The sequence below is a fragment of the Thermus sp. LT1-2-5 genome (assembly GCF_040363165.1).
Classification (GTDB): Bacteria; Deinococcota; Deinococci; order Deinococcales; family Thermaceae; genus Thermus.
Genome location: NZ_BSRG01000001.1, coordinates 16,564 through 34,909, shown reverse-complemented (window position 1 = coordinate 34,909; position 18,346 = coordinate 16,564). Strand labels below are relative to the sequence as shown.

The following is an 18,346-nucleotide window of genomic DNA, read 5'->3' as shown; positions in this document are numbered from 1 at the left end:
AGTGTACACCCCACCCGGTGAGGCAGATTAGGGGAAGCAGGAAGCGGTGTCCGTCATCACCCGGTCCGCCCGCACCAGGCCAAAGCCGTACTCATCATCCCGGCCCGAGGGCCCAAGGTCCTCGGCGGTGGCGGTGAGGCACTGGTAGACCTGGTCCGGGGTGGGCCACTCATGGCGTTCGCTGGCGTACTTGCTCATGTAAAGGGCCACCACCCCGGCCACGATGGGGCTGGCGAAGGAGGTGCCGCTTCCCTTTGCGTATTGGGTGGATTGTGACCCTGCCACAAGAATGTCCACCCCGGGGGCCACCAGGTCCAGCTCGGGACCAACGGCGGAGAAGGCGGGCCGTTGCCTAAACCCATCCACCGCCCCGACGGCAAGGGTGGAGGCGCTGCTGGCTGGGAACATCACAGGCCCCCCGTTGCCGTTGGGATAGTTCCCGGCCGCCGCCACCAGAACCCGGCCCTCGTTGCGGGCCTGGGCCAGCTCGGCGTCAAGAAGGGCATCGTAGGCATCCCCCCCCACGGAGAGGTTGAGGATCCGAGCACCGAGGGAGCGGGCCAGCCGGACTCCCTTGTTTACGGTTTCCGTCGTGGCCCCTCCGTTCCTGTAGAAGACCTTGATGGGCACCACATACCCTCCCCACGTGGTCCCGGCCATGCCCTTGCCGTTGTTGGTCTCGGCACCCAAAACGGAGGCTACCTGTAGACCATGCCCCCTGTAATCCGGGGCCGAATCATCCGTGGGGTCGGCGTCGCCATCGGCCACGTCCAGCTGAACCCCAGGGGGAAGATACTTGCTGGCCTGGAAGTCCGCATGGGGAAGAATCCCCGTGTCCAAAACTGCGACCAGGGGCGGGCATCCCCTTCCCGTGCTCACCTCCCAGGCGGCCTCCAGGCGCACCAGGCCATCTAGGTAAGCCTTTTGGAAGGTAGGGTAGTAGGGGTCATTGGGCGCCCGCAAAGGACGATAGACATAGTTGGGCTGGGCGTACTGAATTCCGGCACGAAGAAGCGCTTCCGCCCGCGCCTTCTCCTGGCCCCGGGGGACCTTGACCTTGAGGAGCCCCCGCGGCAACTCCTGCTCGGGTTCCACGCCATGGGTCCTCAGGCTTTGCACCGAGAGGCCAGCCTTGGGGAGCACGAGGAGTTCCCCAGGAACATACTCCCCTTCGAACCGCCCCAGGCCTTGGAGCCTAAGAGGCTCGTCCACGCCCTGGACCTCCAGGGGCCCCACGGGGCACTCCGCCGGGTTGACGGGGGGCGGCGGCGTCTGGGGGCAGGCGGTGAGGAGCAGGCTCAACCCAAGGGTGAGGGGCAGAAAGGCTAAGCGCCGCATCGGCCCCACTATACCGCCCGCCCCGGGCTAAAGCCTTAAGCCTCCGCTAAGGTTTCCGCTACCCGCGCCGCCAGCTTCTCCAGGAAGCCGAAGAACATGGGCCCGTAGTGGGCGAGCTCATCCCCGTCCGTGGCCACCACAGGGAGGTCCCACCCCCGCTCCCGCGCCAGGGCCCGGGCCTTTTCCAGGGGGTTCCTGCCCCAGGGCTTGGGCTCGTAGAGAAAGAGGTCGGGCTTGCGCCGCCAAACCTCCTCCAGGTCGGGGGCGAAGTAGGCCTGGGGGACGTCCAGGAAGATGGGCTCCAAGCCCAGGTGCAAAAGCGCTTGGGCGATGTAGCTCCCCCGCCCCACGGTGATGGGCCCGCCCAGGTCCATCTCAAAGTAGACCCTAAGGCGAAACCGCCCCTTGAGGGCGGCGTAGCGGCCCGCCAGCTCGTGGGCCAGGGCCACCGCCTTCTCCTCCAGGTCCAAGAGGTGGCCCAAGGTGGAAAGGTTCTCCAGGATGCCGTACGGGCTTGTGGGCAAGGGCACGGCGTAGACGGGAAATCCCGCTTCCTTGAGCTTTAGGGCCTGCTCCCGCTGCACCCCGGTGGAGAGGAGGACCAGGTCGGGGTTTAGGCTGCGGAGAAGCTCAAGCCGGGTCTTGGTGTAGGAGGCCACCACGGGCAGGGAGAGGACCTGGGCCGGGCGGTGGCAGAAAGCGCTTCGGCCCACCAGCCTCTCCCCCACCCCTAGGGCGAAGAGGGCGTCCGTGAGGTTCGGGGCCAGGCTAACGATGCGCCCGAAGTGGTCCGGCAGCTCTAGGGGGCCTAAGAGCTCGTGAAACAGCCTCATCGCCTTAGGTCCAAGGAGCGGGCGTGGCCCTCGAGGCCCTCCGCCCGGGCCAGGGCTGCCCCCTTGGCGGCAAGCTCCCTCACCACCTTCTCCCCTAACCCAATCACCGGGATCACCTTGAGGAAATCCCGCACGCTAAGCCCCCCCTGGAAGCGGGCGGTGCCCGAGGTGGGCATCACGTGGCTGGGCCCAGCGATGTAGTCCCCTAGGGCTTCGGGGCTTCCCTCCCCCAGGAAGACCCCGCCGGCGTTCTGCACCCTGCCAAGCCAGGGAAGGGGGTCGGCCAGGGCCAGGCAGAGGTGCTCGGGGGCGTAGAGGTTGGCCAGGGCAAAGGCCTCCTCCAGGTCCCGGGTGAGGACGAGCCCCCCCCGCTCCAGGGCCTTCCGGGCGATCTCCGCCCGGGGCAGGTCGGAAAGTTGCCGATAAAGCTCCGCCTCCACCCGCTCCAAAAGGGCCTGGTCTGGGGAAAGGAGCCAGGGCTCGGAATCGGGCCCGTGCTCCGCCTGGGCCAGCAGGTCGGCGGCGAGAAGCCGGGGGGAGGCGGAGCCGTCCGCCACGATCATGGTTTCCGTGGGGCCGGCCAGGCCGTCCAGCCCCACCACGCCATAGACCTGGCGCTTGGCCGCCACCACGTAGGCGTTTCCGGGCCCCACGATCTTGTCCACCCGGGGTATGCGGGCGGTGCCGTAGGCCAAGGCGGCGATGGCTTGGGCCCCGCCCACGGCAAAAAGCCGGTCCGCCCCCGCCACCCAGGCGGCGGCCAGCACGCCGGGGTGGACCTTGGGAGGGCTCGCCACGATCACCTCCGCCACCCCCGCCACCTTTGCGGGCACCACGGCCATGAGGAGGCTAGAGAGGAGGGGAGCGCTCCCCCCGGGAACATAGACCCCCACCCGGGAAAGCGGCCGCACCAGCTGGCCCAAGACCCCGGCCTCCTCCGCCCGCAAAAACCCTCCCCGGGCCTCCTCGCGGTAGAAAGCCTCTATGCGCTCCTTAGCGGTTTCCAAGGCGTCCCTGAGCTCGGCGTCCAGGTCGTCGTAGGCCTCGCGCCAGGCCCTCTTGGGGATCTCCTCCACGGGGTGGCCATCCAGGTCCAGGCTCAGGCGGTCCAAGGCGGCGTCCCCCTCTTCCCGGACCGCCTGGAGGATGCCCCGGACGATCTCCTCCACCGTGGGGTCAAAGGAAAGCCCCCGGCGGGCAAAGCGCTCCTTTACCTCCTCGGCGCGGTAGATCATGGCTCCACTATACCCAGCGGCGGCGCCGCCTTACCTCCTCCACCCCTTCCAACACCGCCTCAAACACGTGCTCCCCCACCTGCTGGGCCAGGCGCACGGGCAGACCCTCCTCCAGCTGGACCAGGCTCAGGCCCGGGCGCAGGCGGAAGTGCTGGCGAAGCCGCCCCTCCGCCTCGAGGTCCGCCAACCGCTCCACGTAGGCCCGCCCCCCCGGCAGGGGAAACCGGGCTACCTCCCCCGGCAAAAGGCTTAGCCGAGGAAGGTAAAGGAGTAGGGAAAGGGGGTCATGGTAGGGCGTCAGATAGGGTAGGGCCAGGCTTTCCTTGCCTTGGCTCACCAAGACCAATCCTTCCTCCTCTAGGCGCTCCACGGTGAAGACCCTAGCCTCCCGCCCCTCCACCCGCTCAGCGAAGTAGCGGGAAAAGCCCTCTGGGTCGGTTTCCGTCTGCCAGCGAAGGCGGGTTTTGGGTAGAGGAAGGGCTAGCTCGGCGGTCAAAACTGCCCGCGTTCCCTCCTCCCCCGGGCGCACCTCCAGGCGCCCTTCCCCCGCAGGTTCCCCAGCGAAGAAGTAATGGTAACGAAAAAGGGCTGGGCGCTCGGTCATGGCCTTAGCGTACCTTGATGGTGAGGGGCGGACCCGGGACCTCCAGGAGGTAGTCCACGGGGTCGCGCCCCGGCACCCGGATGCGCAGGCGGTAGACGCCTTTTTGGTCGAACTCCACCCGCCCCGGGGCCACCAACAGGAGTTGCCCCGGAGCAAGCTGGGAACCCGGGGGGGCCTCCAGGAGAAAGACCTCCGCCTTTTCCGTGGCGGGCTCGGTGCGAAACTCCATCACGTAGGCCTCCTCCGCTCCCCCACGGGGACGAAAGAGAAGAAGCCCAACCCCCGCGGCCAGCAAAAGAAGGGCGATAAGCAAAAACCACCGCCGGGAAGAAGGCCTTTTTGGCTCCACCACGGGGAAGGAAGGCTCCTCCCGCTCCTCTATGCGGATCACCTTGGGGCGGCTCGGGGGAGGCTCTTGTATCGTTTCCTCCGCACCCCCAGCCATGGGGACGGCCTCTTCCCTGCCCTCCTCCCTTTCGGGTTCCACGGGAAGGCGCTTGCGCCCCTGGAGGTCTAGCTCGGGCGGGGGCTCCGGGGGCGGGGTAGGCCCCGGTTCTGCTAGAAGCGCCCCCAACCCCACCTCTTTCCGCTCCAGCCGCTCCAGGGTGTCCCGCAAGGGAAACTCGGCGTAGCGCTCGCCCAAAAGCCCCTGGGCCAGGGCCACCAGGGCCCCTTCCGGCGCTCCCGCCAAACCCTCCATCCCCGCCCCACCAAGCCAGATGCGCTTGCCCTTCACCAAGAAGAGCTCCGGGGGCGGGGCCAGGGGAACCCCTTTTTCCTCGAGGGCGAGGAGGAGCCGCGCCACCTCCTTGACCCAGTGGGCGGCCCGCTCCGGGTCCGCCACCCCAAGGTACTGGGAAAGGGGCACCGCCCCCAAGGGCCACTCCAAAACCCACGCTTCGGGAAGAACCTCTAGAAGCGGCAAAAGCCCTTCTCCTTGCAGGGGGTTTCCCTTCGCCCCTTGGATGACCATCACCGGCATGCCGGTGCGGGTGTCCTGTCCCTCGTAAACGGTAAGGGAACCAATACGGGCGAGAATACGCCGCAACCAATACGCGCCCAAAACCTCCATCCCCCCAAGTATACGCACCCTCCCGTGAGTAGGCTTATAATCTGCCAAAGAAGGTCGGGCCTTTGGCCGGAAAGGAGCGGGGATGGAGTTCAAGATCACGCTGACCACGGAGGAGATCGTTCGGGGCTTGAAGCACTACCGCCGCATCGCCAAGCAGGACGTCCTCCGGGCGCCGGAAACGCCCAACCCGGAGGTCTTCCGCCGCCACGCCGAGGCGCGCCGCGAGGTCTACGCCAAGCTGGCGGAGGTGGCGGAGGCCGAAGGGCCGGAAGCGGTGGTCCAGTACGCCCTGGAGCTTTACAAGTCCCTGCCCTTCGTCACCGGCACCCCAGAGGACGCTTACCCCGAGATCAAGGGCCAGGAAAATGCCCTGGAAAACTTCTTCCTCATGATCGGCCTGGACCCCAAGATCCGGCGCGAGGCGCGCAAGGCCCGTAAGTCCCTGCAATGACTCTGGAACTCCTCCGGGCCCAAGCCCAGGCCTGCGCCGCCTGCCGTCTGGCGGAGGGCCGCACCCAGGTGGTTTTCGGCGAGGGCAACCCCGATGCCCAGCTCATGATCGTGGGGGAAGGCCCCGGGGAAGAAGAGGACAAGACGGGCCGTCCCTTTGTGGGCAAGGCGGGGCAGCTCCTAAACCGCATCCTCGAGGCCGCCGGCATCCGCCGGGAGGAGATCTACATCACCAACATCGTCAAGTGCCGCCCCCCGGGAAACCGCGCCCCCCTTCCGGACGAGGCCAAAATTTGCACGGATAAGTGGCTTCTCAAGCAGATCGAGCTCGTCGCCCCCCAGATCCTCGTACCCCTGGGAGCGGTGGCGGCGGAGTTTTTCCTTGGGGAAAAGGTATCGATCACTAAGGTGCGGGGAAAGTGGTACGAGTGGCACGGCATCAAGGTCTTCCCCATGTTCCACCCCGCCTACCTCCTCAGAAACCCCAGCCGCGCCCCGGGAAGCCCCAAGCACCTCACCTGGCTGGATATCCAGGAGGTGAAGCGGGCCCTGGACGCCCTGCCCCCCAAGGAACGCCGCCAGATCAAGGCGGTGAGCCAGGAGCCCTTGCTATAGAATGTTCCCCGCCTCCGAGCCCGGGTAGACCCCCTGGGCCTCCCGGGCCGGGCCTTTGGGCCCCGGGGTGGTGGGGGCAACCCTACCGCCTGCCGCGGTGGCAAAGGAGGTACACCGTGCGTCTAAGCATCTGGCTCTTTTTAGGTTTCCTTGGGAGCACCGCTGCCCTGGCCCAAGAGGTGAAGGTGGTGGCGGCCAGCGACCTGACCTATGCTCTGACCGAGCTAGCCCGCGCCTTCGAGTCCAAACACCCCGGTACCAAGGTTGTCCTTTCCTTCGGCTCCTCGGGCAAGTTTTACACCCAGCTCACCCAAGGCCTCGAGGCTGATCTCTACTTCTCTGCGGAAAGCCTTTACCCCAAGCTTCTAGAGGAACGGGGCCTAGTAGAGCCAGGTACCCGCCGCCTCTACGCCATAGGCCGCATGGCCATCTGGCTGCACCGGAGGCTCGGCCTGGAACCTAAACCCGAGGCCCTTAAGGATCCCCGCATCACCCAGCTTGCCGTGGCCAACCCTGTCCACGCCCCCTACGGCCGAGCCGCCCTCACCCTTTTGGAACGCTACGGCCTCATCCGGCGTAAAGACCTCGTCCTGCCCGGTGGCTCCAAGCCCTTTAGGGCCCTCAGCTGGGCGGAAATCCCCTTTGAGCAACTCACTCAGGGGGTGGAAGCCTACTGGGATACCACTCCTTTGGCCCGGGGCAAGCCCAGCTTCCGATTCGTGTACGGGGAAAACATCTCCCAAACAGCCCAACTGGCCCTCTCCGCCACCGGGGCCGGGATCCTGGCCCTCCCCCTGGTGGTTCACGAGAGCCTTTCCGGGCCCGGGGTCTACTGGGTGGCCCCCTGGGGTAGCCACCTGAACTTGGAACAAACCTTCGTGATTCTCAAAGGGCGCGCCCGGCCCGAGGTCCTGGCCTTCCACCGCTTTGTGGGAAGCCCGGAGGGGAGGGCCATCCTGAAGCGGTATGGCTTCCTGTTACCCGGAGAGTAGATGCTCGAGGCCGAGTTCTTCACCGCCTTGCGCCTTTCCCTGCTGGTGGCCTCCCTGACCGCGGGCCTCCTCCTCCTCCTGGGAACCCCCCTGGCCTGGCTCCTGGCCTTCCACAACTTTCCCGGCAAAGCCCTCCTGGAGGCCGTCTTCCTCCTTCCCCTCGTCCTTCCCCCCACGGTCCTCGGGTTTTACCTCCTCCTCTTCTTGGGGCCGGAAGGCCTCTGGACGAGGCTCATCGGGGTTTCCTGGGCCTTTCGCCTGGAGGGGCTTCTTTTCGCCAGCGTCCTCTTCAGCCTTCCCTTCGCCCTCACCGCCTACCGGGAAGCCTTCTTAAGCCTGGACCGGAGCCTCCTGGAGGTGGCTCGCACCCTGGGGGTGCCCCGGACCAAGGTCCTCGCCCGAATCGTCCTGCCCTTGGTCTGGCCCGGCCTCCTTTCCGGTACCCTTTTGGCCTTCGCCCACACCCTAGGGGAGTTTGGGGTGGTGCTCATGGTGGGGGGGTCCATCCCCGGCAAGACCCAGATGGTGAGCATCTACCTCTACGACCTGGTCCAGGCCCTGCGCTTTGCCGAGGCTGCCAAGGCTTCCACCTTCCTCCTCCTCCTTAGCCTCTTTCTCCTCCTCCTGGTACGGCTTCTGGAAAGGAGGTGGCGGGCATGGAAATCCACTACCGCATAAGGCGGCCCGTGGCCCTAGAAGCCCGCATTCGGATCCAAGGCTTCACCGTGCTCCTCGGGGAAAGCGGCATTGGCAAAACCACCCTCCTCAAGGCCCTGGCCGGCCTCCTCCCCGCAGAAGGCACCCCCTACGGGGGCCTTCCCCCAGAAAGGCGGCCCGTCGGCTACCTGCCCCAAGACCTGGCCCTCTTCCCCCACATGACCGCCTGGGAGAACGTAGCCTTTTCCCTAAAGGGAAAGGACGCCAAGGACAAGGCCCTGGCCCTCTTGGAGCGGGTGGGGCTTTTGGAACACGCCCACAAGCGCCCAGCCGCCCTCTCCGGCGGGCAGAAGCAACGGGTGGCCCTGGCCCGGGCCTTAGCCCGCGGTCCCGAGCTCCTCCTCCTGGACGAGCCCACAAGCGCCCTGGACCCCCTCACCAAGGACCAGGTATTGGCGGAGCTCATCGCCCTCATCCGCCAAGAGGGCATCCCCGCCCTGGCGGTGAGCCACGACCCGGCCTTGGCGGGGATGGCGGACTGGCTGGTGGTGCTGGGGCGAGGGCGGGTGCTCCAGGAAGGCCCCCCGGAAAGGGTCTTGGCCGCCCCGGCCAGCGTGGAGGTGGCGCGGCTCCTTGGCTACCAAAACCTTTTCCCCGCACGGGTGGTGGCGGAAGGGGTGGTGGTGGAGGGGGTCTTCCTAAGGCTTCCCCTCCCCCCCTGGGCCAGGCCGGGAACCGAGGCTTGGCTCGGGGTGCGGGCGGAGGAGGTGATGGTGGTGCGGGAGGACCGCCCCCCTCCCGCAGAAAACGTGCTGGAAGGCGTCCTAGAAAGCCTGCACCCCCAGGGCCTGGCCTACCGGGGGCGCTTCCTCGGGCCCCTTCCCCTGGTGCTCCTCCTGCCCCGGCACGTGCAGGAAAGGCTCCGCCTCAAGCCAGGCGGGCGACTGCGGGTGGCCTTGAAGCCCCGTTACCTGCACCTGATGCCGGGCAAGGCGGAGGAGGTCCGGGAGGTCTAAGCCGAACTTGTTAAAAAGCCCCTTAAGGTAAAACCGCGTCCGGTGCCGGGGCACCCCTAAGGCCTGCGCCAAGGTCCCCACCTCGGGGGGCACCCCCTGGCCCAAGGCCCAAAGCGTTGCCCTTTCCCCGGGGAGAAGGGCCAAACCCACCCGGCCCAAAAGGCCCTCGGCCAAGGTCTTGGGCCTATCCTGGCGGGTTAAGAACACCTGGCGCCTAGGCTCGTAGGCCCGAAGGCCCCAAGGGGTTAGCCAGAGAATCACCTCCCCCTGCACCCCTTGGGCCAGGTCCACCAAGACCAAGCCGCTTCCCTTGTTCCAAGTCACCTGCCAACCCGCTTGCTTAAGCGCTCCTGCTACCAAAGTGTACAGCGACAGGTTTTGCGTGCGCACCACCACCTGCATGCATCCCCCCTTTCTGACCGAGGTCCTAAGGACGTAAGTGCGCCTAGGCCCGGCAGAAAGGGGGTGCCCGCGGGATGAGGACCGGAAAGAGGGGGGCGGGGTAGCCGGGAAGCGGCACGGACCGCGCCTGACCCACCCCCAGGGGACGGGGGGAAGCGGGCTCCTCCACCACCGGGCTTCCCGGGGCCACCTGGAGGCCGCACAAGGGGGAGTGCTCCACCTCCACCTTTTCCCCGGGAGCTTGGCAGAGATCGGCCCTAAGCCCCGGGTTTTGCACCCGCATGAGGTAAAGCTGCAGGGCTATCCCGGTGGAGGCGGTGAGGGTAAGGAGGAGGTAGAGAAGGACCAAAACCCCCTTCCCCTTCCCGGTCATGGGAACAGGATAGCACCCGAAAGCCCTAGCCCGTAAAGTGGAAGGGTATGGCCGTCCGGGGCACCAAGGACCTCTTCGGCAAGGAGCTACGGCTCCACCAACACATCGTGGCCACCGCCCGGCGGGTCCTCGAGGCGGCGGGGGCCTTAGAACTCATCACCCCCGTCTTCGAGGAAACCCAGGTGTTTGAAAAGGGGGTGGGAGCCGCCACGGATATCGTGCGCAAGGAGATGTTCACCTTTCAGGACCGGGGGGGGCGTTCGCTGACCCTGCGCCCCGAGGGCACCGCCGCCATGGTGCGGGCCTACCTGGAGCACGGGATGAAGGTATGGCCCCAGCCCGTGCGGCTTTGGATGGCGGGCCCCATGTTCCGGGCAGAAAGGCCCCAGAAGGGGCGCTACCGCCAGTTCCACCAGGTGAACTACGAGGCTTTGGGCTCGGAAAGCCCCATTTTGGACGCCGAGGCCATCGTGCTCCTCTACGAAAGCCTCAAGGAGCTGGGCCTAAGGCGCCTCTCCGTAAAGCTCTCCTCCGTGGGGGACCCGGAGGACCGGGCCCGGTACAACGCTTACCTGCGGGAGGTCTTAGGCCCTCACCAAAAAGCCCTCTCCGAGGACTCCCAAGAGCGGCTGGAGCTTAACCCCATGCGCATCCTGGACTCCAAGAGCGAGAAGGACCAGGCCCTACTGCGGGAGCTCAAGGTGAAGCCCATGCTGGACTTCCTGGGGGAAGCGGCCCTGGCCCACCTGAAGGCGGTGGAGCGCCACCTTAGCCGGCTTGGCGTGCCCTACGAGCTGGAGCCCGCTTTGGTGCGGGGCCTGGACTACTACGTGCGCACCGCCTTTGAGGTGCACCATGCCGAGATCGGGGCCCAGTCCGCCTTGGGGGGCGGGGGACGGTACGACGGGCTTTCCGAGCTCCTGGGGGGCCCCAGGGTGCCGGGGGTGGGCTTCGCCTTCGGCGTGGAACGGGTGGCCTTGGCCCTCGAGGCCGAAGGCTACGGCCTCCCCGAGGAAAAGGGCCCCGACCTCTACCTCATCCCCCTCACGGAGGAGGCGGTGGCGGAAGCCTTCTACCTGGCCGAGCGCCTAAGGCCCAGGCTCAAGGTGGAGTACGCCCTAAGCCCCAAAAAGCCGGGCAAGGGCGTGGAGGAAGCCCTGAAGCGGGGGGCCCTCTTCGCAGGCTTTTTGGGCGAGGACGAGCTAAGGGCCGAGGAGGTGACCCTGAAGCGCCTCGCCACCGGGGAACAGGTGCGGCTTCCCCAAAGGGAGGCCCTGGGCTTTCTCCTCGCCGCCTTGGCATGAGAACTTGGTAAGCTTTGGGGGATTATGCGCCGCACCCACTACGCCGGAAACCTTAGGGAAGAGCACGCGGGGCAGGAGGTGGTCCTGGAGGGCTGGGTCAACCGCCGCCGGGACCTGGGGGGCCTCATCTTCTTGGACCTCCGGGACCGGGAGGGCCTGGTGCAGCTGGTGGCCCACCCGGATAGCCCCGCTTACGCCGTAGCCGAACGGGTGCGCTCGGAGTGGGTGGTGCGGGCCCGGGGCCGGGTGCGCCTCCGCCCCGAGCCCAACCCCCGCCTGCCCACGGGCAAGGTGGAGGTGGAGCTAGAAGCCCTCGAGGTCCTGGCGGAGGCCAAAACCCCACCCTTTCCCGTGGACGCCGGCTGGCGGGGAGAAGAGGAGAAAGAAGCCTCCGAGGAGCTCCGCCTCAAGTACCGCTACCTGGACCTAAGGCGCAAGCGGATGCAGGACAACCTGCGCCTGCGCCACCGGGTCATCAAGGCCATCTGGGACTTCCTGGACCGGGAAGGCTTCGTCCAGGTGGAAACCCCCTTCCTCACCAAAAGCACCCCGGAAGGGGCCCGGGACTTCCTCGTCCCCTACCGCCACCAGCCCGGCCTCTTCTACGCCCTGCCCCAGTCCCCCCAGCTCTTCAAGCAGATGCTCATGGTGGCGGGGTTGGACCGCTACTTCCAGATCGCCCGCTGCTTCCGCGACGAAGACCTCCGGGCGGACCGCCAGCCTGACTTCACCCAGCTGGACCTGGAGATGAGCTTCGTGGAGGTGGAGGACATCCTCGCCCTGAACGAGCGCCTCATGGCCCACGTCTTCCGCGAGGCCTTGGGCGTGGAGCTTTCCCTCCCCTTCCCCCGCCTCACCTACCAGGAGGCCATGGAGCGCTACGGCTCGGACAAGCCCGACCTGCGCTTCGGCCTGGAGCTTAAGGAGGTGGGTCCCCTTTTCCGGGAAAGCGCCTTCCAGGTCTTCCAGCAAGCGGAAAGCGTGAAGGCCCTCTCCGCCCCCACGGGCCTTTCCCGCAAGGAGATCGCCGAGCTGGAGGACCTGGCCAAGCGCCACGGGGCGGGGGGCCTCGCCTTCACCCGGGTAGAGGAGGGGGGGTTTTCCGGGGGCGTGGCCAAGTTCCTGGAACCCGTGCGGGATGCCCTGCTCCAGGCCACGGAGGCCAAGCCGGGGGACACCCTCCTCTTCGTGGCCGCAAGCCGCAAGGTGGCGGCGGAGGCCCTGGGCCAGGTGCGCTTGGCCTTGGCCGACCGCCTGAACCTGCCCCGGGAAGGCTTTCGCTTCCTCTGGGTGGTGGACTTCCCCCTCCTGGAGTGGGACGAGGAGCGGGGGGCTTGGACCTACATGCACCACCCCTTCACCAGCCCCAACCCCGAGGACCTGCCCCTGTTGGACACGGAGCCGGGCCGGGTCCGGGCCCTGGCCTACGACCTGGTCCTGAACGGGGTGGAGGTGGGGGGCGGGTCCATCCGCATCCACGACCCCGCCCTGCAGGCCAAGATCTTCGCCATCCTGGGCATCGGCGAGGAGGAGCAGAAGGAGAAGTTCGGGTTTTTCCTCGAGGCCCTCACCTACGGGGCCCCGCCCCACGGGGGCATCGCCTGGGGCCTGGACCGCCTCCTGGCCCTCATGACGGGAAGCCCCTCCATCCGCGAGGTCATCGCCTTCCCCAAGAACAAGGAGGGCAAAGACCCCTTGACCGGGGCCCCAAGCCCCGTTTCCGAGGAACAACTCCGCGAACTCGGCCTTATGGTGATCCGCCATGGCTAGGATCCCCTACGTTCTCGTGGACGCCTTCGCTCCCGCCCCGGGGGCGGGGAACCGGGTGGCCATCGTCTTAGACGCTCGAGGCATGGGCCCGGAGGAGATGCGAAGGGTGGCGGGCAGGTTCTCCGAGGCGGAAACCGCCTTCCTCACCGAGGCCCAGGGAAACGTCTTCGCCGTGCGCTTCTTCACCCCGGGGGGCGAGGTGGAGTTTTCCGGCCATGCGGCGGTGGCCTTGGGCCTGGCCCTGGTCCGCTTGGGCCTCGCCCCGGAAGGGACCGAGCGCCTCATCCTCCACACGCCGGCCGAGGCGCTCCCGGTGGAAATCGTCTACGAGGCAGGGGAGCCCAAGAAGGCCTGGGTGCGAGGGCCAAGCCCCCGCTTCCGCGACCTGCCCCCCTTCCAGGCCCTCAAGGAGGTCCTGGAGGCCCTTGGCTCCGACGAGCGCTACCTCCACCGGGGCCTGCCCTACGGGGTGGCCTACACCGGGCTATGGAGCCTCTTCGTCCCCCTGGTGGCCCCGGGGGTGGTGGACGCCTTGGAGCCGGATATGGCTCTTTTGGCCGAGGTTTCCCGCCGCCTGGAGGTGGCCACGGTCCACGCCTACGCCCCTATGGGGCCGAGGAGCTTCTACGCCCGGGACTTCGCCCCCCTTTTGGGCATCCCCGAGGACCCGGTCACGGGCTCGGCCAACGCCGCCATGGGGGCGCTTCTGGCCCGGGCCGGGGTGGTGCCCAAGCGGGAGGGGAGGGTACACCTTTCCATCTACCAGGGCCACCGCCTGGGCAACCCCGGGGTGGTGGAGGTGGAGGTGGCGTATAGCCCCACGGGCGTGCCCCTCTCGGTGCGCATCGGGGGAGAGGCGGCCCTGGTGGCCTCGGGCGAACTCTGATGGTGCGCCTCGTCTTCCTGGACGTGGACGGCACCCTGGTGGGGAAGGAAGGGGTGCCGGAGTGCGTCTGGCCGGCGGTGGAGGCGGCCAAGGCTAGGGGTTTGCGCCTCGCCCTCCTCACGGGGCGGCCGGGGCGGGGGGAGACGCTTCGCCTCGCCCGGCGGCTTGATCCGGAAGGTCTCCACGTCTTTGAGTCGGGGGCGGTGGTCCTCTCCCTCACACAAGACCCGCACGAGCCTGGGGCGCAGCCTTTTTTCGTGGCCCCTCTTCCCGAGGAAGCGGCCCAGGAGGTGGTGCGCCTCGCCCGCAGGCTAGGCCTGCCCTTGGAGGGCTACACCGCCGATGGGGGCTTTTTCGTGGAGGGGGATAGCCCCCTGCTACAGGACCACCAAAGGCTCTTGGGCTTGGAGGCGGAAGGGGCGGACCTCCTGAGGCTACAAAGCCCCTTGGTGCGCCTCCAGGTGCTGGCGGACGCCAACGCCCCCCTAGGCGCCCTCTTGGACGCCCTACCCCAGGAGCTTTCCGCCCACATTGCCGAAAGCCCCAAGATGCCGGGGGTGCGCTTCGTTTCCCTCACCCGCAAAGGGGTAGGCAAACGCCTGGGGGCCCAGCTGGTGGCGGAAGCCCACGGGCTAGACCTGAAGGCGTGCGCCATGGTGGGGGATGGGGAAAACGACCTGGAGGTGATCCAGGCGGTGGGCCTCGGCATCGCCATGGGGAACGCCCCCCTAAGGGTGAAGCGGGTGGCCAAGAAGGTGGTGGCCCCGGTGGAGGCCTGCGGCCTGGCAGAGGCCCTGGCCTCCCTCGGGTAAACTCCAGGGCGTATGCGGGTCTTCATTGACGAAATCGCCCAGCATAGCGGCCAGGAAGTGGAGCTACGGGGCTGGCTCTACCAGAAGCGTTCCAAGGGTAAGATTCACTTCCTCGTCCTCCGGGACGGTACCGGCTTCCTCCAGGCCACGGTGGTCAAAGGGGAGGTGCCGGAGGAGGTCTTCGCCCAAGCGGACCGCCTGCCCCAGGAAACCGCCCTAAAGGTCTATGGCCTGGTGCGGGAAGACCCCAGGGCGCCCGGGGGCTACGAGCTTGCGGTGAGGGGCATAGAGGTGGTGAGCCTACCCCAAGGGGAGTACCCCATCGGCCCTAAGGAGCACGGCATCGATTTCCTCATGGACCACCGCCACCTCTGGCTTCGCCACCGCCGCCCCTTCGCCGTGATGCGCATCCGGGACGAGCTGGAGCGGGCCATCCACGACTTCTTTGGCCAACGGGGGTTCCTGCGCTTCGACGCCCCCATCCTCACCCCAAGCGCCGTGGAGGGCACCACGGAGCTCTTTGAGGTGGAGCTCTTTGACGGGGAAAAAGCGTACCTCTCCCAATCTGGCCAGCTCTACGCCGAGGCCGGGGCCTTGGCCTACGCCAAGGTCTACACCTTCGGCCCCACCTTCCGCGCCGAGCGCTCCAAGACCCGGCGCCACCTTTTGGAGTTCTGGATGGTGGAGCCCGAGGTGGCCTTCATGACCCACGAGGAGAACATGGCCCTGCAGGAGGAGCTGGTGAGCTACCTGGTGGCCCGGGTGCTGGACCGCCGCGCCCGGGAGCTCGAAATGCTCGGCCGCGACCCCAAGGCCCTAGAGCCCGCCGCCCAAGGGAACTATCCCCGCCTCAGCTACAAGGAGGCGGTGGCCCTGGTGAACCGCTTGCACCAGGAGGACCCGGAGGTGCCCCCCCTGCCCTACGGCGAGGACTTCGGCGCCCCTCACGAGACCGCCCTCAGCCGCCAGTTTGACCGCCCCGTCTTCGTGGAGCGCTATCCCGCCCGCATCAAGGCCTTTTATATGCAACCGGACCCCGAGGACCCCGAGCTCGTCCTGAACGACGACCTCCTAGCCCCCGAGGGCTATGGGGAGATCATCGGGGGAAGCCAAAGGATCCACGACCTGGAACTCCTGAGGCGGAAGATCCAGGAGTTCGGCCTCCCCGAGGAGGTCTACGGGTGGTACCTGGACCTCCGCCGCTTCGGCAGCGTGCCCCATGCGGGCTTTGGGCTTGGCCTGGAGCGCACCGTGGCCTGGATTTGCGGCCTGGCCCATGTGCGGGAAGCCATTCCCTTCCCCCGCATGTACACCCGCATGTGGCCTTAAAGGCCAGCGAGCTCCAGGAAGTAACGGTGAACCCGTAGGTCCTGGGTGAGTTCGGGGTGGAAGGCGCTGGCCAGGATTTTCCCCTGGCGTACCAAGACCGGGAGGCCGTTGAGCTCCGCCAGCACCTCCACCCCTTCCCCTAGCCGGCGGAACACGGGGGCGCGGATGAAGACCCCGCGAAAGGGCTCGGTAAAGCCCTTGACCTGAAGGTCTTCCTCAAAGCTCTCCACCTGGCGGCCAAAGGCGTTGCGCTCCACCGCCACGTGGAGCACCCCCAGGCGGGGCTGCTCTGGGTAGCCCAGGATCTCCTTGGCCAGCCAGATGGCCCCGGCGCAGGTGCCAAAAAGGGCCAAGGAGCCCTCCTCTACCCGCTTACGTACCGCCTCTTCTATCCCGTACTCCCGGGCCAGCTTACCGATGGTGGTGGACTCCCCCCCAGGGACGATGAGGCCCTTTAAGCCCTGAAGGTGCTCGGGCTTCCGCACCTCCTTGGCCTCGAGGCCAAGCGGTTTTAGGGCCTCCTTGTGCTCGCGAAAATCCCCTTGTAGCGCCAGTACGCCAACCACGCCCCTCATCCTCGTCCTAAGGCAGGGGCCTGTCAAGGCGGTCCGCCAGGAGGCGGAGGCTATTCAGGGTCACTAGGAGCAGGGCCCCGCTATCCGCCAGCACCGCAGGCCAGAGCCCAGTTAGGCCCAAGGTGGAGGTAAGGAGGAAAAGGCCCTTAAGCCCCAGGGCCAAAAAGACGTTCTGCCGCACCACAGCCAGCGTCCGGCGGCTGAGGCGGAAGGCCAGGGGCAAGGCGGAGAGGGAAAGAAGCCCCACGTCGGCCGCCTTCATGGCCGCCTCCGTCCCCTCCGCCACCGCCAGGCCCACGGTGGCCCGGGCCAGGGCGGGAGCATCGTTCACCCCATCCCCCCCCATGGCCACGCCCCCCTCCTGGGCTAGCGCCTCCACCGCTCGGAGCTTTTCTAAGGGGGAAAGCCCCGGACGGATCTCCTCGGGCCTTAGCCCCAGGGCCTTTCCCAGGGCCAAGGCCGCCTCCGCCCGGTCCCCGGTGAGGAGGTGGAGCCTAAGCCCCAAGGCGCGCAATGCCGCCAAGGCCGCTTGCGCCTCCTCCCTAGGGGTGTCTTGGAAGGCGAGAAGGGCAAGGGGCCTAGCCCCCTCCACCAGGAGGGAAAGGCTATAGCCTTCTTGGGAAAGGGCCCGCACCGCCCCCTCCACCTCCGGGGAAAGGGCCACGGCCTCCGGCCGCACCAGGCCTACCTCCCTTCCCTCCACCCAGGCGAAGGCCCCCAGGCCCGGCTCGGCCCGGTGGCCTTGGGCCGGGAGCGCCTTCGGCCCTTCTGCCTCCCGCACCGCCTTGGCCAAGGGATGCCCCGAGCCCTCGGCCACCGCCTTGGCCAAAGCCAAGGCCTCCTCCTCCCCCACCCCAAAGGCCACCACCCGAACCAGGCGTGGCCTGCCCCAGGTGAGGGTTCCGGTCTTGTCCAGGGCCAGGTGCCGTACCCGCGCAAGCGCCTCCAAAGCCGCCCCACTTTTAAAAAGCACTCCCCTCCTGGCTCCCCGGGCCACCCCAGCGGCGATGGCCGCCGGCACGGACACCACCAAGGCGCAGGGGCAGGCAATGAGGAGGAGGGCCAGGGCCCGGTAGAGGTGGCCCAGGAAGTCCCCTTGGAAAAGGGGTAGGACAAGCCCCACAAAAAGGGCGAGGGTGAGGACCAAGGGGGTATAGCGGCGGGCGAAGGCGTCCATGAAGCGCTCCACCTGGCTTTTCCGGAGGAGAGCCTCCTCCGCCAGGCGCTCCATCTCCTTCAAGAAGCCCTCCCCGGGGGAGCGGAGCACCTCCACCACCAGGCTCCCCTCCCGCACTAGGCTTCCCCCGTAGACCAGGTCCCCAGAAGCCGCCTCCCGGGGCAAGGGCTCCCCGGTGAAGGCCGCCTCCTCGAGGAAGGCCCGCCCTTCCCGGACTACCCCGTCCGCGGGCACCCGCTCCCCAGGGGGCACCCGCACCCGGTCCCCCACCTTAAGGGCCTCCAGGGGCACCTCCTCCAAGCCCCCCTGGGCCAGGCGCAGAGCCCGTTTGGGCAAGAGGCTTCCCAGGGTGAAAAGGGCCCGTCGCGCCTGGCCCAGGGCCTGGGCCTCGAGGACCTCCCCCACCAAAAAGAGGAAGACCACCGCCGCCGCTTCCGCCTCCGCCCCTATGGCCAAGGCCCCCAGGGTGGCCAGGCTCACCAAGGCCTGGATGCTAAAGGGGTTCTGGCGGAAGGAGGCGAGGGCCCGCCGCAAAAGGGGCCCCAGGCCCACCAAGGCGCTTAGGGTGTAAGGCCAAGAACCCCAGACCGGGGCAAGAAGGAAGGCGAGGAGCAAAAGCCCCCCCGAGGCCAAGGCCCAAGGCCAGGGCCCCGGTAGGCGGGAAAGCGCCTCTCCCTGTGGGCGCAGGCGGTAGCCCAAGGCCTCCACCCGCCTTCTAGCCACTTCCGCCGCCTCGGGCGTCGCCAGGTGCAGGTAGGCCTTGCCGCTGGCAAAGCTCACCTGGGCCTGGACCACCCCGGGCACCTCCCGTAAGGCGCCTTCCACCTTGCGGGCGCAGTCAGCGCAGTCCATACCCTCCACGCGGAAAATGTGTACCCTGGGAGCCTCCATGCCCCCAGGGTACCA

General features: G+C 67.7%; 18 protein-coding genes and 1 riboswitch. Of the genes, 10 read left to right on the top strand and 8 right to left on the bottom strand.

What is annotated here, in order from left to right:
- Positions 1-27: 27 nt before the first annotated feature.
- From ABXG85_RS00165 to ABXG85_RS00145, 5 genes are read right to left on the bottom strand one after another with little or no spacing between them, the layout of a single operon-like run.
- Positions 28-1,338 (bottom strand): S8 family peptidase, encoded by a 1,311-nt coding sequence (locus tag ABXG85_RS00165; protein ID WP_353511721.1) that lies wholly within the window; start codon positions 1,336-1,338, stop codon positions 28-30.
- Between the two features lie 35 nt (positions 1,339-1,373).
- Entirely contained in the window at positions 1,374-2,171 is a 798-nt protein-coding gene (locus tag ABXG85_RS00160; protein WP_353511720.1) for an ABC transporter substrate-binding protein, read from the bottom strand.
- On the bottom strand, positions 2,168-3,406 hold the full coding sequence (gene hisD / locus ABXG85_RS00155; protein ID WP_353511719.1) for a histidinol dehydrogenase: 1,239 nt from the start codon (positions 3,404-3,406) through the stop codon (positions 2,168-2,170). Before hisD ends, ABXG85_RS00160 begins: the two co-directional genes overlap by 4 nt.
- 7 nt (positions 3,407-3,413) lie before the next feature.
- Positions 3,414-4,010 (bottom strand): hypothetical protein, encoded by a 597-nt coding sequence (locus tag ABXG85_RS00150; RefSeq protein WP_353511718.1) that lies wholly within the window; start codon positions 4,008-4,010, stop codon positions 3,414-3,416.
- A gap of 4 nt (positions 4,011-4,014) precedes the next feature.
- Positions 4,015-5,082 (bottom strand): hypothetical protein, encoded by a 1,068-nt coding sequence (locus ABXG85_RS00145; protein ID WP_353511717.1) that lies wholly within the window; start codon positions 5,080-5,082, stop codon positions 4,015-4,017.
- An 82-nt stretch (positions 5,083-5,164) separates the two neighbouring features.
- Here ABXG85_RS00145 and ABXG85_RS00140 point away from each other — a divergent pair, with 82 nt between their 5' ends.
- The 5 genes from ABXG85_RS00140 to ABXG85_RS00120 all read left to right on the top strand — a co-directional run bounded on the left by ABXG85_RS00140 (position 5,165) and on the right by ABXG85_RS00120 (position 8,812).
- Positions 5,165-5,533, top strand: coding sequence for a hypothetical protein (locus tag ABXG85_RS00140; protein WP_039458950.1), 369 nt, complete (start codon positions 5,165-5,167; stop codon positions 5,531-5,533).
- Complete coding sequence (locus ABXG85_RS00135; protein WP_353511716.1) at positions 5,530-6,147, top strand: uracil-DNA glycosylase; 618 nt, start codon at positions 5,530-5,532, stop codon at positions 6,145-6,147. Before ABXG85_RS00140 ends, ABXG85_RS00135 begins: the two co-directional genes overlap by 4 nt.
- A riboswitch (molybdenum cofactor riboswitch) is annotated at positions 6,148-6,272 on the top strand.
- The gene (gene modA / locus ABXG85_RS00130) at positions 6,264-7,139 is read left to right on the top strand and encodes a molybdate ABC transporter substrate-binding protein (protein ID WP_353511715.1); all 876 of its coding nucleotides are present in this window, start codon (positions 6,264-6,266) and stop codon (positions 7,137-7,139) included. (Overlaps the previous riboswitch by 9 nt.)
- A complete protein-coding gene (modB, locus tag ABXG85_RS00125; protein ID WP_353511714.1) occupies positions 7,140-7,817 on the top strand; it encodes a molybdate ABC transporter permease subunit in 678 nt (225 codons plus the stop codon). It begins immediately after the preceding gene.
- Positions 7,796-8,812, top strand: a complete 1,017-nt coding sequence (locus tag ABXG85_RS00120) for an ABC transporter ATP-binding protein (protein ID WP_353511713.1) — start codon at positions 7,796-7,798, stop codon at positions 8,810-8,812. The genes modB and ABXG85_RS00120 overlap by 22 nt, the downstream gene beginning before the upstream one ends.
- Positions 8,813-9,257: 445 nt before the next feature.
- On the opposite strand, the gene ABXG85_RS00115 is transcribed toward ABXG85_RS00120, so the two are convergent.
- Positions 9,258-9,587, bottom strand: a complete 330-nt coding sequence (locus ABXG85_RS00115) for a hypothetical protein (protein WP_353511712.1) — start codon at positions 9,585-9,587, stop codon at positions 9,258-9,260.
- A gap of 47 nt (positions 9,588-9,634) precedes the next feature.
- On the opposite strand from ABXG85_RS00115, the gene hisS reads away from it, so the two are divergent.
- Genes hisS through asnS form a run of 5 tightly spaced genes read left to right on the top strand, consistent with a single transcriptional unit; the run spans position 9,635 to position 15,688 of the window.
- Positions 9,635-10,891: a histidine--tRNA ligase gene (gene hisS / locus ABXG85_RS00110; RefSeq protein WP_353511711.1), complete on the top strand. Its 1,257-nt coding sequence runs from the start codon at positions 9,635-9,637 to the stop codon at positions 10,889-10,891.
- Positions 10,892-10,915: 24 nt separating this feature from the next.
- Complete coding sequence (gene aspS, locus ABXG85_RS00105) at positions 10,916-12,661, top strand: aspartate--tRNA ligase (RefSeq protein WP_353511710.1); 1,746 nt, start codon at positions 10,916-10,918, stop codon at positions 12,659-12,661.
- Positions 12,654-13,547 carry a PhzF family phenazine biosynthesis protein gene (locus ABXG85_RS00100; protein WP_353511709.1) on the top strand — a complete coding sequence of 298 codons (894 nt, stop codon included), beginning with the start codon at positions 12,654-12,656 and terminating at the stop codon, positions 13,545-13,547. The genes aspS and ABXG85_RS00100 overlap by 8 nt, the downstream gene beginning before the upstream one ends.
- Positions 13,547-14,359, top strand: coding sequence for an HAD family hydrolase (locus ABXG85_RS00095; protein ID WP_353511708.1), 813 nt, complete (start codon positions 13,547-13,549; stop codon positions 14,357-14,359). Before ABXG85_RS00100 ends, ABXG85_RS00095 begins: the two co-directional genes overlap by 1 nt.
- A 12-nt stretch (positions 14,360-14,371) precedes the next feature.
- Positions 14,372-15,688: an asparagine--tRNA ligase gene (gene asnS / locus ABXG85_RS00090; protein WP_353511707.1), complete on the top strand. Its 1,317-nt coding sequence runs from the start codon at positions 14,372-14,374 to the stop codon at positions 15,686-15,688.
- On the opposite strand, the gene pdxT is transcribed toward asnS, so the two are convergent.
- On the bottom strand, positions 15,685-16,263 hold the full coding sequence (gene pdxT / locus ABXG85_RS00085; RefSeq protein ID WP_353511706.1) for a pyridoxal 5'-phosphate synthase glutaminase subunit PdxT: 579 nt from the start codon (positions 16,261-16,263) through the stop codon (positions 15,685-15,687). The genes asnS and pdxT overlap by 4 nt on opposite strands.
- 7 nt (positions 16,264-16,270) lie before the next feature.
- Positions 16,271-18,331 carry a heavy metal translocating P-type ATPase gene (locus ABXG85_RS00080; RefSeq protein ID WP_353511705.1) on the bottom strand — a complete coding sequence of 687 codons (2,061 nt, stop codon included), beginning with the start codon at positions 18,329-18,331 and terminating at the stop codon, positions 16,271-16,273.
- Positions 18,332-18,346: the final 15 nt, after the last annotated feature.

Bases quoted from the DNA above. Each gene is read 5' to 3' on its own strand.
- ABXG85_RS00165 (WP_353511721.1), bottom strand. From the start codon at position 1,338: ATGCGGCGCTTAGCCTTTCTGCCCCTCACCCTTGGGTTGAGCCTGCTC.
- ABXG85_RS00160 (WP_353511720.1), bottom strand. From the start codon at position 2,171: ATGAGGCTGTTTCACGAGCTCTTAGGCCCCCTAGAGCTGCCGGACCAC.
- hisD (WP_353511719.1), bottom strand. From the start codon at position 3,406: ATGATCTACCGCGCCGAGGAGGTAAAGGAGCGCTTTGCCCGCCGGGGG.
- ABXG85_RS00150 (WP_353511718.1), bottom strand. From the start codon at position 4,010: ATGACCGAGCGCCCAGCCCTTTTTCGTTACCATTACTTCTTCGCTGGG.
- ABXG85_RS00145 (WP_353511717.1), bottom strand. From the start codon at position 5,082: ATGGAGGTTTTGGGCGCGTATTGGTTGCGGCGTATTCTCGCCCGTATT.
- ABXG85_RS00140 (WP_039458950.1), top strand. From the start codon at position 5,165: ATGGAGTTCAAGATCACGCTGACCACGGAGGAGATCGTTCGGGGCTTG.
- ABXG85_RS00135 (WP_353511716.1), top strand. From the start codon at position 5,530: ATGACTCTGGAACTCCTCCGGGCCCAAGCCCAGGCCTGCGCCGCCTGC.
- modB (WP_353511714.1), top strand. From the start codon at position 7,140: ATGCTCGAGGCCGAGTTCTTCACCGCCTTGCGCCTTTCCCTGCTGGTG.
- ABXG85_RS00120 (WP_353511713.1), top strand. From the start codon at position 7,796: ATGGAAATCCACTACCGCATAAGGCGGCCCGTGGCCCTAGAAGCCCGC.
- ABXG85_RS00115 (WP_353511712.1), bottom strand. From the start codon at position 9,587: ATGACCGGGAAGGGGAAGGGGGTTTTGGTCCTTCTCTACCTCCTCCTT.
- hisS (WP_353511711.1), top strand. From the start codon at position 9,635: ATGGCCGTCCGGGGCACCAAGGACCTCTTCGGCAAGGAGCTACGGCTC.
- aspS (WP_353511710.1), top strand. From the start codon at position 10,916: ATGCGCCGCACCCACTACGCCGGAAACCTTAGGGAAGAGCACGCGGGG.
- ABXG85_RS00100 (WP_353511709.1), top strand. From the start codon at position 12,654: ATGGCTAGGATCCCCTACGTTCTCGTGGACGCCTTCGCTCCCGCCCCG.
- ABXG85_RS00095 (WP_353511708.1), top strand. From the start codon at position 13,547: ATGGTGCGCCTCGTCTTCCTGGACGTGGACGGCACCCTGGTGGGGAAG.
- asnS (WP_353511707.1), top strand. From the start codon at position 14,372: ATGCGGGTCTTCATTGACGAAATCGCCCAGCATAGCGGCCAGGAAGTG.
- pdxT (WP_353511706.1), bottom strand. From the start codon at position 16,263: ATGAGGGGCGTGGTTGGCGTACTGGCGCTACAAGGGGATTTTCGCGAG.
- ABXG85_RS00080 (WP_353511705.1), bottom strand. From the start codon at position 18,331: ATGGAGGCTCCCAGGGTACACATTTTCCGCGTGGAGGGTATGGACTGC.